The 15,177-nt window shown below is 70.7% G+C and carries 14 protein-coding genes; 12 read left to right on the top strand and 2 right to left on the bottom strand.

Annotation, left to right across the window (positions count from 1 at the left end; genetic code table 11):
* Positions 1-132: 132 nt before the first annotated feature.
* Positions 133-786, top strand: a complete 654-nt coding sequence (locus NWFMUON74_RS33225; RefSeq protein WP_187685641.1) for an NUDIX hydrolase — start codon at positions 133-135, stop codon at positions 784-786.
* Between the two features lie 180 nt (positions 787-966).
* Here the strand turns inward: NWFMUON74_RS33225 and thiE are convergent, their stop codons facing one another.
* On the bottom strand, positions 967-1,671 hold the full coding sequence (thiE, locus tag NWFMUON74_RS33220; RefSeq protein ID WP_187685640.1) for a thiamine phosphate synthase: 705 nt from the start codon (positions 1,669-1,671) through the stop codon (positions 967-969).
* Positions 1,672-1,818: 147 nt separating this feature from the next.
* On the opposite strand from thiE, the gene thiO reads away from it, so the two are divergent.
* The 6 genes from thiO (at position 1,819) to NWFMUON74_RS33190 (ending at position 6,948) form a co-directional block, all read left to right on the top strand.
* Entirely contained in the window at positions 1,819-2,883 is a 1,065-nt protein-coding gene (thiO, locus tag NWFMUON74_RS33215) for a glycine oxidase ThiO (protein ID WP_187685639.1), read from the top strand.
* Positions 2,884-2,886: 3 nt separating this feature from the next.
* Positions 2,887-3,102: a sulfur carrier protein ThiS gene (thiS, locus tag NWFMUON74_RS33210; protein WP_187685638.1), complete on the top strand. Its 216-nt coding sequence runs from the start codon at positions 2,887-2,889 to the stop codon at positions 3,100-3,102.
* Positions 3,095-3,868, top strand: a complete 774-nt coding sequence (gene thiG, locus NWFMUON74_RS33205) for a thiazole synthase (RefSeq protein ID WP_187685637.1) — start codon at positions 3,095-3,097, stop codon at positions 3,866-3,868. The genes thiS and thiG overlap by 8 nt, the downstream gene beginning before the upstream one ends.
* Before the next feature lie 190 nt (positions 3,869-4,058).
* Positions 4,059-4,994, top strand: a complete 936-nt coding sequence (locus NWFMUON74_RS33200; protein WP_187685636.1) for an ABC transporter ATP-binding protein — start codon at positions 4,059-4,061, stop codon at positions 4,992-4,994.
* Positions 4,994-5,752, top strand: coding sequence for an ABC transporter permease (locus NWFMUON74_RS33195; protein WP_187685635.1), 759 nt, complete (start codon positions 4,994-4,996; stop codon positions 5,750-5,752). Before NWFMUON74_RS33200 ends, NWFMUON74_RS33195 begins: the two co-directional genes overlap by 1 nt.
* 308 nt (positions 5,753-6,060) lie before the next feature.
* Positions 6,061-6,948: an adenylate/guanylate cyclase domain-containing protein gene (locus tag NWFMUON74_RS33190; RefSeq protein WP_425300768.1), complete on the top strand. Its 888-nt coding sequence runs from the start codon at positions 6,061-6,063 to the stop codon at positions 6,946-6,948.
* A 135-nt stretch (positions 6,949-7,083) separates the two neighbouring features.
* On the opposite strand, the gene NWFMUON74_RS33185 is transcribed toward NWFMUON74_RS33190, so the two are convergent.
* Complete coding sequence (locus NWFMUON74_RS33185) at positions 7,084-7,290, bottom strand: hypothetical protein (RefSeq protein ID WP_187689622.1); 207 nt, start codon at positions 7,288-7,290, stop codon at positions 7,084-7,086.
* Positions 7,291-7,529: 239 nt separating this feature from the next.
* On the opposite strand from NWFMUON74_RS33185, the gene NWFMUON74_RS33180 reads away from it, so the two are divergent.
* The 5 genes from NWFMUON74_RS33180 to NWFMUON74_RS33160 are packed head-to-tail and all read left to right on the top strand — an operon-like array spanning position 7,530 to position 15,158.
* Positions 7,530-9,233: an acyclic terpene utilization AtuA family protein gene (locus NWFMUON74_RS33180; RefSeq protein ID WP_187685634.1), complete on the top strand. Its 1,704-nt coding sequence runs from the start codon at positions 7,530-7,532 to the stop codon at positions 9,231-9,233.
* Positions 9,230-10,378 (top strand): acyl-CoA dehydrogenase family protein, encoded by a 1,149-nt coding sequence (locus tag NWFMUON74_RS33175; RefSeq protein WP_187685633.1) that lies wholly within the window; start codon positions 9,230-9,232, stop codon positions 10,376-10,378. Before NWFMUON74_RS33180 ends, NWFMUON74_RS33175 begins: the two co-directional genes overlap by 4 nt.
* Entirely contained in the window at positions 10,375-11,973 is a 1,599-nt protein-coding gene (locus NWFMUON74_RS33170; RefSeq protein ID WP_187685632.1) for an acyl-CoA carboxylase subunit beta, read from the top strand. Before NWFMUON74_RS33175 ends, NWFMUON74_RS33170 begins: the two co-directional genes overlap by 4 nt.
* Positions 11,974-11,981: 8 nt before the next feature.
* Complete coding sequence (locus tag NWFMUON74_RS33165) at positions 11,982-13,994, top strand: ATP-binding protein (protein WP_187685631.1); 2,013 nt, start codon at positions 11,982-11,984, stop codon at positions 13,992-13,994.
* Between the two features lie 3 nt (positions 13,995-13,997).
* Entirely contained in the window at positions 13,998-15,158 is a 1,161-nt protein-coding gene (locus tag NWFMUON74_RS33160; protein WP_187685630.1) for an acyl-CoA dehydrogenase family protein, read from the top strand.
* The last annotated feature ends 19 nt before the right edge of the window (positions 15,159-15,177 follow it).

Raw genomic sequence — 15,177 nt, 5'->3', positions numbered from 1 at the left:
CCACCTCCGATCGCGGTCCGGCCCATGCGGCGTTGGACTGAGCTTATTGTGGTCGTACCGGCGCCGTCGGGGGTGTGTCGCCCCGCCGTGGCAGCCGAACGGCCGTGCCGGCGAGAGTGGGACGAGGCGAATATGCGTGGTGACGGAGACGGCTTTGTGCATTCCCCCGACGGGACGCGGCAGTGGGGCCTGTTCGGGGCTGCGGGATTGTTGCTGCGGGCGCCGCAGGCAGGCGGGGGCGCGATGGTGCTGTTGCAGCATCGGGCGCCGTGGAGTCATCAGGGTGGCACCTGGGCGCTGCCCGGCGGTGCCCGCGACAGTCACGAGAGCAATGTGCACGCCGCGGTGCGGGAAGCGCACGAGGAGGCCGGGATCGTGCCGGCGGCGGTGCGGGTGCGCGGCGAGCGGGTGACCGCGACCGCGCCGAGCGGCTGGACCTACACCACCGTCGTCGCCGATGTGCCCGAGCCACTGGCCACCACCGCGAATCGGGAGAGCGCCGAATTGGCTTGGGTCCCAGAGGAAGAGGTGGACGCGCGGCCGCTGCATCCCGGCTTCGCGGCGGCGTGGCCCTCGCTGCGCGCCCAGCCCGCCCGCGTCAGCCTGGACGATGTGGCCGATCCCGCGGCGGTGGCGGCGGTGTTGCCGCGCACCGTCGATCTGGCCGAGCACGGATTCGTCTGGCTGCACTCGAACGGCGGGGGCGGACGAGCGGCCCGGATCGGATCCGCCGCGAATGTGGCGGGAAATGTGTTGTTCCTCACGTTGGATCAGGTGCTGTCCTGAGATATGACAGCACGCCTCCCGTTCCCACGCCGCCCGAATCCCCAACCACGCCGCAAACCGAACAACCCCGCCTCCCGACCCCGGCACTTCCTCGCTGGAGGCGTCAGGGGGCGTCGGTGGAGGTGTCCGGTGGTCGGATCGAGTGGGCGAGGTCGGGGATTCGACTCGGTGGTGGCGAGGTTATGCCTCGGCGTTGTCCAGCAGGCGGTGTTTGAGGGTGCGGGCGGCGGATTCGGGGTCGGCGGCGGCGGTGATGGCTCGGACCACGACTATGCGGGTGGCTCCGGCGGCGAGTACCTCGGGGAGGCGGGCGTTGTCGATGCCGCCGATGGCGAACCAGGGGCGGGTGGGGCGGGCTGCGGCGGTCGAGCGGACCAGGTCCAGGCCCGCGGCGGGGCGGCCGGGTTTGGTGGGGGTGGTCCAGACCGGGCCGGTGCAGAAGTAGTCGATGTGCTCTTCGATGGCGGCCAGGCCCGCCTGTTCGCGATCGTGTGTGGAACGGCCGATGACCACATCCGGGCCGACGATCTTGCGGGCGTACCAAGGCGGCAGGTCGTCCTGGCCCAGGTGCAGTACGTCGGCGCCCGCGGCGTGCGCGATGTCGGCGCGGTCGTTCACCGCGAGCAGCGCGCCGTGACGGCGGGTGGCGGCTCGCAGTTCGGCCAGCGCGCCCAGTTCCGCGCGCGCCTCCAGCGGGCCGAACGCGGCCTCTCCGGCCGAGCCCTTGTCGCGTAGCTGGATGATGTCGACGCCACCGGCGAGGGCGGCCTCGGCGAACGCGGCCAGGTCGCCCTTGTCGCGGCGGGCGTCGGTGCACAGGTAGAGCCGTGCCGAGGCCAGGCGTTCGCGCGGGGAGGCGGGTCGGTTCGGGTGGGACGGTTGCACGTCACCGACCGTAGTCGCGGTACCTTGGGTAGTCGAAACATCTGGACATCCCCGCAGCGAAGGCGGCCGCGCGGGGAGGCCGTTCCGCGCGGGGCGCTCCGCAGCCGGCGGATCCCGGTCATCCCGGGACCTAGTGAGGTGGAAGGTATGCGAACTCTGGCCGTCGTGGGTGGGGGTGTGATCGGGCTGTCGGTGGCGTGGCGCGCCGCCGAGTCGGGGTGGTCGGTCACGGTCTTCGATCCGGCCGCCGGAACGGGCGCCTCCTGGGTGGCGGGCGGCATGCTGGCCCCGCTGTCGGAGGGCTGGCCGGGGGAGGACGAGCCGCTGGAATTCGGCGCGGCCACACTGGCCCGCTGGCCTGGTTTCGCCGCCCGGCTCGAGGCGTCGGCCGGTACCCCCGTCTTCGTCGCCGACGCGACCCTGACCGTGGCCCTGGATGCCGCCGACGCCGCGGACCTGCGCACCATCGCCGATTTCGTGACCGCGCGCGGGCACGAGATGCGGCTGCTCGACCGGCGGGCCGTGCGGGCCGCGGAACCGGATCTGGCCCGGACCGTCCGCGCGGGCCTGCTCGCACCCACCGAACCGGCTGTGGACAACCGGCTGCTGCTGGACGCCCTGCGCCGCTGTTGTGAACAGGCCGGTGTGCACATCCGCGCCGAGTCCGTCGCCGACCTGGACGACTGCGCACAGGACCAGGTCGTGCTCGCCGCCGGAGCCGCTACCGCACGGCTGTGGCCCGGCCTGCCGGTGCATCCGGTGAAGGGGGAAATCCTGCGGCTGCGGCACCGCCCGGGCGCACCACCGCCGCCGCAGCGGGTGATCCGCGCCCGGGTGCACGGCCGTCCGCTGTATCTGGTGCCGCGGGCGGACGGAATCGTCGTCGGCGCAACACAATACGAGGCGGGCTTCGACACGGCGGTGACCGTCGCGGGCGTGCGCGACCTGATCGCCGACGCCGAGGCGGTACTACCCGCGCTCGGCGAATACGAACTGCGGGAGACCACCGCCGGTTCGCGCCCGGGGACCCCCGACAACCTGCCGCTGATCGGCCGCCTCTCCGACCGTGTGATCGTCGCCGCCGGACACGGCCGCAACGGCATCCTGGGCGCGCCCCTGACCGCCGACGCGGTCGCGGCGCTGCTCGACGGCGAGGTGCTGCCGGAGGCGAAAGCCGCCGATCCGCACCGCTTTTCCGTTTCGAGGAGGTAATCGATGACCACGACCATTCCGATCGGCGTGACCGTGAACGGGCACGATCACGAGTTCGCCGAGCAGCTCACCGTCCGCGAGCTGCTGGAGCGGCTCGAGCTGCCCTGCCAGGGCATCGCGCTCGCGGTCGACGGCGCGGTGTTCCCCAAGTCCCGCTGGGACGAACCGGTGGGCCGCGGCTGGGAGATCGAGGTTCTCACGGCGGTGCAGGGTGGCTGACGACCCGCACGAGCTACCCCCGCTGCGCATCGCGGACCGGATCTTCGGCTCCCGTCTGATCATGGGCACCGGCGGCGCGGAGAACCTGTCCGTGCTGGAGGAGGCGCTGCTGGCGTCGGGTACCGAACTGACCACGGTGGCCATGCGTCGCGTCGACGCGGCCGGCGGTACGGGCGTGCTGGACCTGTTGAAGCGCCTGGACATCGCGCCGCTGCCGAACACCGCGGGCTGCCGCACCGCCGCCGAGGCGGTGCTGACCGCGCGGCTGGCCCGCGAAGCCCTGGACACCGACTGGGTGAAGCTCGAGGTCGTCGCCGACGAACGCACCCTGCTGCCCGACGCCATCGAATTGGTCGACGCCGCAGAGCAATTGGTCGACGACGGCTTCACCGTCCTGCCCTACACCAACGACGATCCGATCCTCGCGCGCCGCCTCGCCGACGCCGGTTGCGCCGCCGTCATGCCGCTGGGCGCCCCGATCGGCACCGGCCTGGGCATCGGCAACCCGCACAATATCGAGATGATCGTCGCCGAGGCCGACGTACCGGTCATCCTCGACGCCGGGATCGGCACCGCCAGCGACGCCGCCCTGGCCATGGAACTGGGCTGCTCCGCGGTGCTCCTGGCGACCGCGGTGACCCGGGCCCGCCGCCCGGCCCTGATGGCGAGCGCGATGGCCGACGCCGTGCGCGCCGGGTACCTGGCCCGGCAGGCAGGCCGCATCCCCAAACGCTTCTGGGCCCAGGCATCGTCTCCCGACCTGTGAAAGGCTCGTCCCGGAACCGCGGCCGAATCGCACGGCGGGAGACCGGACTCGGTGGCAGGGAGCCGGGAATCGCTGACGCGGGTCGGGGATTCCTCGGGCGAAGGTAGGGGACGCGGTCATCCGGAAGGACTACCCGACTCGCGACCTGTGAGCGATGGTTAGCGGGCGGATTCTCGGCAAGACTGTGGACATGATCGAAGTGACCGGCCTGACCAAACGGTTCGGCAACACCGTCGCTGTCGACGATCTGTCGTTCTCGGTGAAACCCGGGCAGGTCACCGGGTTTCTCGGACCCAACGGCGCCGGCAAGTCGACGACGATGCGAATGATCCTGGGCCTGGACCGGCCCACCGCGGGCACCGCGCTGGTGCAGGGCAAGCCGTACCGTGAACTCGACGATCCGCTGCGCACCGTCGGCGCCCTGCTGGACGCCAAGTGGGTGCACCCCAATCGCTCGGCGCGGTCGCATCTGCGCTGGATGGCGGCCTCGAGCGGCATTCCCGAGTCCCGGGTCGAGGAGGTGCTGCGGTTGGTCGGCCTCACCGAGGTGGCCAACAAGAACGCCGGCGGCTTCTCCCTGGGCATGTCGCAGCGGCTGGGGCTGGCGGGCGCACTGCTCGGCGATCCGCCGGTGCTGCTGTTCGACGAGCCGGTCAACGGCCTGGACCCGGAGGGCATCCTGTGGATCCGCCGGTTCATGCAGCGGCTGGCCGCCGAGGGCCGCACGGTATTGGTCTCGAGCCACCTGCTCTCGGAGATGGCGCAGACGGCCGACCATCTCGTCGTGATCGGCCGCGGCAAGCTGATCGCCGACACCAGCACCAAGGATTTCATCGAGCACGCCTCGGAAGCCACTGTGCGCGTGCGTAGTCCGCAGTTGGACCAGCTGCGCAGCCTGCTCACCTCCAACGGCCTGACGGTGCGCGAGGACGACGAGTCCGCGGCGCTGCTGGTGGTCGGGGAGACCAGCGACGCGGTCGGCAAGCTGGCCGGCGCGAACGGCATCACGCTCTACGAGCTGGCACCGCAGCGGGCCTCGCTCGAGGACGCGTTCATGCGGCTGACCGGCGGCGCGGTGCAGTACCACGGTGAAGGCATCGAACAGGTGATGGGAGGTGCGCTCTGATGGGCGTGTTGGCAGCGGAACGCATCAAACTGACCTCCACCCGGTCGCCGTGGTGGTGCTCGGCCTCGGTCGTGGTGATCGGGCTGGGTCTGGCCGCCGTGTTCGGCCTGGTGGCCAAGGCCTCCTACAACAAGGAGGGCAGCCTCGAACTCACTGTGTCGGAGGCGGTTTCGGGCCTCACCGGGCTGGGCGTGATGATCCTGATGATCATGTCGGCCCTGACCGTGACCAGTGAATACCGGTTCGGCATCATCCGGACCACCTTCCAGGCCACCCCGAACCGCATGCGGGTGATCGCCACCAAGGCCGGTCTGGTCGCCGTGTTCGGTGCGGTGCTCACCGCGGTGCTGGCGCTGCTGGCGTTCGGGATCGCCAAGGTCATCAGTGGTTCGGACGCCGGTGCGCACCTGACGCTGTCGTCGGCGGAGGATTGGCGCGGTCTGATCGGCGTACCGGTCTACGCCTTCCTGGGTGCGATCCTGGCCGTGGCGATCGGGGTGCTGGTGCGCCAGTCCGCCGCCGCGATCGCGCTGATCGTGCTGTGGCCGATGCTGGTGGAGCCCCTGGCCGGGGCGTTCGGGAGCTTCGGCCGCAATGTGCAGCCGTTCCTGCCCTTCGCCAATATGCAGCGCTTTCTCGGCTCGACGGGGACCGGCAACTGGCACTGGGGCCCGTGGGGCGGCCTGATCTACTTCACCGTCTTCGTCGCCGTCGTGCTCGCCGCCGCGCTGTACGTGGTGGATCGCCGCGACGCCTAGACCTGCCCAGCCCCCGGGAGCAATCCCTCGCCACCCGGGGACGGGAGGGCGGTCCTGTCGGGGGACCGCTACGCCCGAGTCACGCCGGGCCACTGCCCGGCCCGCGTGACACCACACCGGCCCGATGCGAACACTCGCATCGGGCCGGTGTCTTTCGGTGTCTGAGCTAGGCTCGGGACGTGACCGAAACACCCTCCGGCAGCGGCGAGAACGGGTCTCGCGCGGCCGGTGCCGACGGTTCGCGACGTCGATCGGACAGGGGCGGGTCGCGCGGCGGCGAGAGGGCGGGCGGCAGGCGTGCCGAACCGCTGCCGGATGTCGTGATCCCGCTCACGCCAACGGATGCCGACGACGCCGAGGCTTCCAGGAGTTCTCGCGACTCCCGCTCGCGCCCGAGCGGCCGGTTGCGCACCGGCCAGTTCTCCTCGCTGGTGGCCGCGGCCAATCAGCGGCGGGATGTCATCGGAGCGATTCGGCGTGCCCGCGAGAACCTGCCCGGCGACCCGGCTTTCGGTGACCCCCTGTCGGTTTCGGGTCCGGGCGGTCCGCGTGCGGTGGCCCGCGTCGCGGACAAACTTGTCGGCGACAGCCCCAGCGCCGCCAAGGAGATCGGCCTGGGCGCCCTGCAGGTCTGGCAGGCGATGCTGGAGCGGGTCGGCCGCGGCAAGGGCAGCGAGCAGGTGACGGTGATGTTCACCGACCTGGTGGCGTTCTCCCGCTGGTCGCTGTCGGCCGGCGACGAGGCCACATTGGAGCTGCTGCGCCGCGTGGCCAAGGCCATCGAGCCGCCGATCGTGGATCGGGGCGGCCGGGTGGTCAAGCGGATGGGTGACGGTGTGATGGCGGTGTTCGGCTCGCCGGACCGGGCCGTGCAGGCGGCGGTCGCCGCGAAGGAGAACCTGGCCCGCGTGGAGGTGTCGGGCTACCGCCCCCAGATGCGCATCGGCCTGCACACCGGCAGCCCGCGCGAGATCGGCGGCGACTGGCTCGGTGTGGACGTGACGATAGCGGCCCGCGTCATGGAGGCGGGCGGTAACGGAAACACCATGCTGTCGGCGGCCACCCTCCAGGCGCTCGAGCCCGAAACCCTGCCCGCCCTCGGCTACGCCCCCAAGCCCTACCGCCGCAGCTTCTTCGCCGCGCCCCTCAGCGGCGTCCCCGAAGACCTGCGCATCTACCGCCTCTACGAGGACTGATCCACCGTCGCGCCGCGCCCCGATCCCGCCGAGAGCTATCGGTCGAAAAGCGCGCGCTGAACCACCGTCGCACGGCACGAACCTCGGTCTGCAGGCATGCGGATCCGTGCGCATCCGGCACCGAGCCGCCGGAGCTCAGCTCATCATCCAGGCGACGGCCCCCGCCGCCGCCAGCACCCCGCACACGCCGAGCGCGATCGCCAGCCACCGGGTGTTCTTCCAACTGCTGTAGGCCCCGCCCAGCAGAAAGCCCGCGAGGGCGAACAGCAGAACCACGATCACGGAGTTGGACACCCAAGCCATCTTGCCGTGCGCGAAGCCATCACCCACCGCCACCCTCACGACAACCCCCACCTGCGCCGACGTACCAACGCCCAAATTAACAAGCACGCAAGCTTGATTTTTTCCCACCGCGATGCAACCCTCTCAATAACGCAACCACCCCCGGTTTGTGGCCCGGCTCGCGTTTCGAGGTCTGCCGCGCATGCGACGAAGTCGCGAGCGGCGGACCTCGAAACGCGAGCCACACAGGGGCCACAAACCCGCGGCGCCGAAGGCGCCGCCAAAATTACGGAGGCGCGATGAGCAGTCCGGACGTCATCCGGATCGGGAACTGTTCCGGGTTCTACGGCGACCGGCTGAGCGCGATGCGGGAAATGCTCGAGGGCGGGCACCTCGACGTCCTCACCGGGGACTATCTCGCCGAGCTGACCATGCTGATCCTGGGTCGCGACCGGATGCAGGATGCGAACCTCGGCTACGCCAAAACCTTTGTGCGCCAAGCGGAGGACTGCCTCGCCCTGGCGCTGGAGCGCGGCGTGCGCCTCGTCGCCAATGCCGGTGGCCTGAACCCGGCGGGCCTGGCGCAGCGGCTGGGCGAGGTGGCGGAGAAGCTGGGTGTGGCGGCGCGGGTGGCGCATGTCGAGGGCGACGATCTGCTGGCGCGGGCGGCGGAGCTGGGCCTGGGCGCGCCGCTGGCCGCCAACGCCTATCTGGGTGCCTGGGGGATCGCGGAGTGCCTGCGGGCCGGGGCGGATGTGGTGGTGACCGGCCGGGTCACCGACGCGGCCCTGGTGGTCGGCCCGGCGGCGGCCCACTTCGGTTGGGCCCGGGACGATTTCGACGCGCTGGCGGGTGCGGTGGTGGCGGGGCATGTGATCGAGTGCGGCACCCAGGCGACGGGCGGCAATTTCGCGTTCTTCACCGAGATCGCCGATCTGGACCGCCCCGGTTTCCCGATCGCGGAGGTGCGCCGCGACGGCAGCAGCGTCATCACCAAACATGAGAACACCGGCGGCGCGGTCACTGTCGACACCGTCGAGGCGCAGTTGATGTACGAGATCCAGGGTGCGCGCTACGCGGGCCCGGACGTGACGACGCGGCTGGACACCCTCGCGCTCAGCCCGGCCGGCCCGGACCGGGTGCTGATCGAAGGTGTGCGAGGGGAGGCGCCGCCGCCGCGCCTGAAGGTGTCGCTGAACACCCTGGGCGGCTTTCGCAACGAGATGACCTTCGTGCTCACCGGCCTGGACATCGAGGCGAAAGCCGCACTGGCGCAACGACAGCTGGAGAAGTGGCTGCCGGTGCGCCCGGCCGAGCTGGAGTGGACGCTGTCGCGCACGGATCGCCCCGACGCCGATACCGAGGAGCAGGCCAGCGCACTGCTGCGCTGCGTGGTCCGCGACCCGAACCCGGACGTGGTCGGCCGCAAGTTCTCCAGCGTGGCAGTGGAATTGGCGTTGGCCAGCTACCCGGGGTGCACGATGACCTCGCCGCCCGGCAACGGTGGCCCCTACGGGGTTTTCACGCCGGGCTACGTCGACGCGGCCGAGGTGCCGCACATCGCGGTGCTGCCGGACGGCGAGCGGATCGAGATAGCCCCGCCCGCGACGACTCTCGAATTGGCCGAGGTGCCCGAACCCGCGCTGCCGGAGCCGTTGCCGGGCGGGGCGACCCGGCGCGTCCCGCTGGGCGCGGTGGCGCTGGCCCGCAGCGGCGACAAGGGCGGCAACGCCAATATCGGCGTGTGGGTACGCACCGACGCGCAGTGGCGCTGGCTGGCCCACACACTGACCGTGGACGCGCTGCGGACGCTGCTGCCGGAGACCGCGGATCTGCCGGTCACCCGGCACGTGCTGCCCAATCTGCGGGCGCTGAACTTCGTCGTCGAGGGCATCCTCGGCGCGGGCGTGGCCTACCAGGCCCGCTTCGACCCACAGGCCAAGGGACTCGGCGAATGGCTGCGGTCCCGGCACATCGATATCCCCGTGGAGCTGCTGTCATGAACGTGTGGGAGACCCCGGAACGCCGCGAATTGCGTTCCACCGTCCGAGGTTTCGTGGAACGCGAGGTCCTGCCGCAGCTCGACGAGTGGGAGCGGGCCGGCGAGATCCCGCGCGAGCTGCACAAGCGGGCCGGTGCGCTGGGCCTGCTGGGTATCCAGTTCCCCGAGGCGGTCGGCGGCGCGGGCGGCGACGGCATCGACGCGGCCATCGTGTGCGAGGAGATGCACCAGGCGGGCGCGTCCGGCGGCTTGTTCGCCTCGCTGTTCACCTGCGGTATCTCGGTGCCGCACATCATCGCCTCGGGCAATGCCGAGCACATCGAGCGCTGGGCGCGGCCGACGCTGGCGGGCGAGAAGATCGGCTCGCTGGCCATCACGGAGCCGGGCGGCGGATCGGATGTGGGGCATCTGACGACCAGCGCCGTGCGCGACGGCGACCACTTCGTCGTCAACGGCGCCAAGACCTACATCACCTCCGGCACCCGCGCCGACTTCGTGGTGACCGCGGTCCGCACCGGCGGTCCCGGCGCGGCGGGGGTGTCGCTGCTGGTGGTCGAGAAGGGCACGCCGGGCTTCACGGTGAGCCGCAAGCTGGCGAAGATGGGCTGGCTGGCCTCGGACACCGCGGAGCTGTCGTATGTCGACGCGCGGGTGCCGGTGGAGAATCTGGTCGGCCCGGAGAACAGCGGATTCGCCCAGATCGCAGCGGCTTTCGTGAGCGAGCGGGTGGGGCTGGCCGTGCAGGCGTACGCGCAGGCGCAACGCTGCCTCGATCTGACGCTGCGGTGGTGCCGCGACCGCGAGACCTTCGGCCGCCCGCTGATCGCCCGCCAGGCCGTGCAGAACACGCTGGCCGAGATGGCGCGGCGCATCGACGTCGCGCGGGTGTACACCCGCCGGGTGGCCGAGCGCGCGGCGGAGGGCGAGACCGATCTGATCGCCGAGGTGTGCTTCGCCAAGAACACCGCCGTGGAGGCCGCGGAATGGGTGGCCAACCAGTCGGTGCAGCTGTTCGGCGGCCTCGGCTACATGCGCGAGTCCGAGGTGGAGCGGCAGTACCGGGACATCCGCATCCTCGGCATCGGCGGCGGCACCACCGAGATCCTGACCGCGCTGGCGGCGAAACGATTGGGGTTCCAGTCATGACGATTCTGCGTTCCACCGTCGATGCCGGGTCGGCGGACTATCAGGCCGCGGCCGAGGCGATGCGGGACAAGCTCACCGAGATCGAGGGCGAGTTCGCGAAGGCCATCGCGGGCGGCGGGCCGGACAAGCTGGCGCGGCACCGCAAGCGCGGCAAGCTGACCGCCCGCGAGCGCATCGAACTACTCGTGGACGAGGACTCGCCGTTCCTCGAGCTGTGCCCACTTGCCGCGTGGGGCAGCGACTTCCACGTCGGCGCGAGCGTGATCGCGGGCATCGGCATCGTGGAGGGGGTCGAGTGCATGATCGTCGCGCCGGATCCCACGGTGCGCGGCGGCACCTCGAACCCGTGGACGCTGCGCAAGAACCTGCGCATGAACGACATCGTCATGCAGAACCGGCTGCCGGTGATCGGCCTGGTCGAGTCCGGCGGCGCGGACCTGCCCACGCAGAAGGAGGTCTTCGTCCCCGGCGGGCGCATGTTCCGCGATCTGACCCAGGCCTCCGCGGCCGGAATACCCACCATCGCATTGGTTTTCGGCAATTCGACCGCCGGTGGCGCCTACATCCCGGGCATGTCGGACTACACGGTGATGATCAAGGAACGATCCAAGGTCTTCCTCGGCGGCCCGCCGCTGGTCAAGATGGCGACCGGCGAGGAGTCCGACGACGAGTCACTGGGCGGCGCCGAGATGCACGCGCGGGTCTCCGGTCTGGCCGACTATCTGGCCGTGGACGAGCAGGACGCCATCCGGCTCGGCCGGTCCATCGTGCGGCGGCTGAACTGGCGCAAGCAGGGTCCGGCGCCGCGGGCGGAGGTCATCGAGCCGCTGTACGACCAGGAGGAACTGCTCGGCATCGTGCCCGCCGATCTCAAGGTCCCCTTCGACCCCCGCGAGGTGATCGCCCGGGTGGTCGACGGCTCGGATTTCGACGAGTTCAAACCGCTCTACGGTTCCAGCCTGGTCACGGGATGGGCGGAGCTGCACGGCTATCCGGTCGGCATTCTCGCCAACGCGCGCGGCGTGCTGTTCTCGGAGGAGTCGCAGAAGGCCACGCAGTTCATCCAGCTGGCCAACCAGTCGAACACTCCACTGTTGTTCCTGCACAACACGACCGGGTACATGGTCGGCAAGGAGTACGAGCAGAAGGGCATCATCAAGCACGGCGCGATGATGATCAACGCCGTCTCCAACTCCAAGGTGCCGCACATCTCCGTGCTGATGGGCGCCTCCTACGGCGCGGGGCACTACGGCATGTGCGGGCGCGCCTACGACCCTCGCTTCGTATTCGCCTGGCCCAGTGCGAAATCCGCGGTGATGGGTGGCGCGCAGCTCGCGGGCGTGATCTCCATCGTCAGCCGCGCCTCCGCCGAGGCCAAGGGGCAGCCGTTCGACGAGCAGGCCGACGCCGGGATGCGCGCGATGATCGAGGCGCAGATCGAGGCGGAATCGCTGCCGATGTTCATGTCCGGCCGCCTCTACGACGACGGCGTCATCGATCCCCGCGACACCCGCACGGTATTGGGAATGGCGTTGTCCGCCATCCACAATGCCCCGATCAAGGGCGCCGAGGGCTTCGGCGTCTTCCGAATGTGAGGGCCGGCATGCTCAGCACAGTCCTGGTCGCCAACCGCGGTGAGATCGCGCGGCGGGTGTTCGCCACCTGCCGCCGGATGGGTCTCGGCACCGTCGCGGTGTATTCGGACGCCGACGCGCACGCGCCGCACGTCGGGGCGGCCGACGCGGCGGTTCGCCTGCCCGGCAGCACTCCCGGCGAGACATATCTGCGCGGCGACCTGATCGTCGAGGCGGCGCTGGCTGCGGGCGCCGACGCGATCCACCCGGGCTACGGATTCCTGTCCGAGAACGCCGATTTCGCGCGCGCCGTGATCGCGGCCGGGCTCACCTGGATCGGTCCGCCGGTCGCCGCGATCGAGCAGATGGGCTCGAAGGTGGAGTCCAAGAAGATGATGGACGCCGCGGGTGTGCCGGTCCTGGCCGAGCTGGACCCCGCCGAGGTCACCGACGCGCTGCTGCCGGTGCTGATCAAGGCGTCCGCCGGGGGCGGCGGTCGCGGCATGCGGGTGGTGCGGACGCTGGCGGAGCTGCCCGGCCAGCTGGAAGCCGCACGGCGCGAGGCGGAATCGGCCTTCGGCGACCCCACCGTGTTCTGCGAGCGCTACCTCGAGACCGGCCGGCACATCGAGGTGCAGGTGATGGCCGACGCCCACGGCACCGTGTGGGCCGTCGGCGAGCGCGAGTGCTCCATTCAGCGCCGGCATCAGAAGGTGGTGGAAGAGGCGCCGTCGCCGCTGGTCGAGCGGGTGGACGGCATGCGCGACAGGCTGTTTCACGCCGCGCGGCTGGCCGCCGCGGCCATCGGTTACGAGGGCGCGGGCACCGTCGAGTTCCTGGCCGACGAGCAGGGTGAGTTCTTCTTCCTGGAGATGAACACCCGTCTGCAGGTGGAACATCCGGTCACCGAGAACACGACGGGCCTGGATCTGGTCCGGCTGCAACTGCAGGTCGCGCAGGGGTATCGGCTGCCCGCGAATCCGCCGCCGATGCACGGCCACTCCATCGAGGTGCGCCTGTACGCCGAGGACCCGGCGCAGGAATGGCAGCCGCAGAGCGGCACCGTGCACCGGCTCGACCTCGGTAGCGTGGCCGAGTTCACCGTCCTGAGTGAACCCGGGGTGCGGCTGGACTCCGGCGTGGTGGACGGGTCCGTGGTCGGTGTGCATTACGACCCGATGCTGGCCAAGGTGATCTCCTACGCCGAGACCCGCGACGAGGCGGCGCACCTGCTGGCGGCGGCGCTGCGGCGGGCGCGGATCCACGGCCTGGTCACCAACCGCGATCTGCTGGTGCGGGTGCTCGAGCATCCGGCGTTCCGCGCCGGTGACACCGACACCGCCTTCTTCGCCACCCACGGCCTGGAAAACCTCGCCGCGCCGCTGGTTTCGGCGGCGGACGAGGAGTTGTCCATCGTCGCGGCCGCGCTCGCCGACGCGGCGGCCAACCGATCGAGCGCCCGCGTGGGCGGCGGCCTGCCCAGCGGCTGGCGCAACCTGCCCGCGCAGCCGCAGTCCAAGTCCTACGAGAGCCGCACCACCGGCACACACGAAGTGCGCTATCGGTTCGCCCGCACCGGTGTGACGGTCGAGGGCCACGACGGCATCGAATTGCTCGACGCGACAGCGGATGTCGTGACACTGGCGGTGCCCGGCCCGCGCGGCCCGGTACGCCGCCGCTTCGACGTGGCCCGGTACCCGTCGACCGGCGCGGGACCCGTTCTGGTCGCGGTGGATTCGCCGCTGGGGCCGGTGACCGTGCGGCGGCTGCCGCGCTTCGAGGATCCCTCCGAGCACGTCGCCGAGGGCTCGTTGCTGGCCCCGATGCCGGGCGCGGTGATCCGGGTCGCCGCCGAGGTCGGCAGCCGGGTGGAGGCGGGTCAGCCGATCCTGTGGCTGGAGGCGATGAAGATGGAGCACACCATCACCGCCCCCGCCACCGGCGTGCTGGCCGAACTGAATGTGACCGCGGGCCGACAGGTCGACGTCGGCACGGTGCTGGCCGTCGTGCAACCCGAAGAGACCACCGAATCCCAGGAGTAGGGCATGAGTTTCATCGAAACCGACGAGCAGAAGCAGCTGCGGGCCGCGGTGGCGCAGCTCGCCGCCAAATACAACTTCCGCGACTACGTCTCGGACAAGGCCCGCGCCAACCAGCCGCTGAGCGAATTGTGGGACGAGGCAGGGCGTCTCGGCTTCCTCGGGGTGAACCTTCCGGAGGAGTACGGCGGTGGTGGCGCCGGCATCTACGAACTGGCGCTGGTGATGGAGGAACTCGCCGCACAGGGCGCCGGGCTGCTGCTGATGGTGGTCTCCCCGGCCATCTGCGGCACCATCGTTACCAAGTACGGCACCGACGAACAGAAGCGGCACTGGCTGCCGCGGCTGGCCGACGGGTCGGCGAAGATGGTGTTCGGCATCACCGAACCCGACGCGGGCTCCAACTCCCACCACATCACCACCACCGCCCGCCGCGACGGCGGCGACTGGATCCTCAACGGCCGCAAGATCTTCATCTCCGGCGTGGACCAGGCCGAGGCGGTGCTGATCGTGTCGCGCACCGAGGACGCCAAGACCGGCAAGCTGAAGCCGGCGCTGTTCATCGTGCCCACCGACGCCCCGGGTTTCGAGAAGACCCGGCAGGCGATGGACATCATCGAACCCGACAGCCAGTTCACGCTGTTCCTCGACGATGTGCGACTGCCGGCCGAGGCGCTGGTCGGCCAGGAGGACGCGGCGCTGGCGCAGCTGTTCGCGGGTCTGAACCCGGAGCGCATCATGGGCGCCGCGATGGCTGTCGGCATGGGCCGCTACGCCATCGACCGCGCCGTGGAATACGCCCGCGAACGGCAGGTGTGGAAGACGCCGATCGGTGCGCACCAAGGCATTTCGCATCCGCTGGCCCAGGTGAAGATCGAACTCGAGCTGGCGAAGCTGATGATGCAGAAGGCGGCCGTGCTCTACGACTCGGGCGACGACTTCGGCGCCGCGGAGGCCGCGAACATGGCGAAGTACTCTGCGGCCGAGGCCAGCATCAAGGCCCTCGACCAGTCGATCCAGACGCACGGCGGTTCGGGCCTGACCCGCGAGGTCGGCCTGGCGGGCATGCTGGCCGCCGCCCGGATCGGCCGGGTGGCGCCGGTGAGCCGGGAAATGGTGCTGAACTTCGTCGCCCAGCATTCCCTCGGACTGCCGAAGTCCTACTGATGTACGGCAGCGCGCAACC

Source organism: Nocardia wallacei (assembly GCF_014466955.1).
In the GTDB taxonomy this organism is placed as follows: domain Bacteria; phylum Actinomycetota; class Actinomycetes; order Mycobacteriales; family Mycobacteriaceae; genus Nocardia; species Nocardia wallacei.
Note: the sequence above shows the minus strand (reverse complement) of the source record. Positions and strands in the feature narration are given on the sequence as shown.

Coding starts and splice junctions, on each gene's coding strand:
- NWFMUON74_RS33170 (WP_187685632.1), top strand. CDS start 10,375: ATGACGATTCTGCGTTCCACCGTCGATGCCGGGTCGGCGGACTATCAG.
- thiS (WP_187685638.1), top strand. CDS start 2,887: ATGACCACGACCATTCCGATCGGCGTGACCGTGAACGGGCACGATCAC.
- NWFMUON74_RS33180 (WP_187685634.1), top strand. CDS start 7,530: ATGAGCAGTCCGGACGTCATCCGGATCGGGAACTGTTCCGGGTTCTAC.
- NWFMUON74_RS33165 (WP_187685631.1), top strand. CDS start 11,982: ATGCTCAGCACAGTCCTGGTCGCCAACCGCGGTGAGATCGCGCGGCGG.
- NWFMUON74_RS33175 (WP_187685633.1), top strand. CDS start 9,230: ATGAACGTGTGGGAGACCCCGGAACGCCGCGAATTGCGTTCCACCGTC.
- NWFMUON74_RS33195 (WP_187685635.1), top strand. CDS start 4,994: ATGGGCGTGTTGGCAGCGGAACGCATCAAACTGACCTCCACCCGGTCG.
- NWFMUON74_RS33200 (WP_187685636.1), top strand. CDS start 4,059: ATGATCGAAGTGACCGGCCTGACCAAACGGTTCGGCAACACCGTCGCT.
- NWFMUON74_RS33225 (WP_187685641.1), top strand. CDS start 133: ATGCGTGGTGACGGAGACGGCTTTGTGCATTCCCCCGACGGGACGCGG.
- thiO (WP_187685639.1), top strand. CDS start 1,819: ATGCGAACTCTGGCCGTCGTGGGTGGGGGTGTGATCGGGCTGTCGGTG.
- NWFMUON74_RS33160 (WP_187685630.1), top strand. CDS start 13,998: ATGAGTTTCATCGAAACCGACGAGCAGAAGCAGCTGCGGGCCGCGGTG.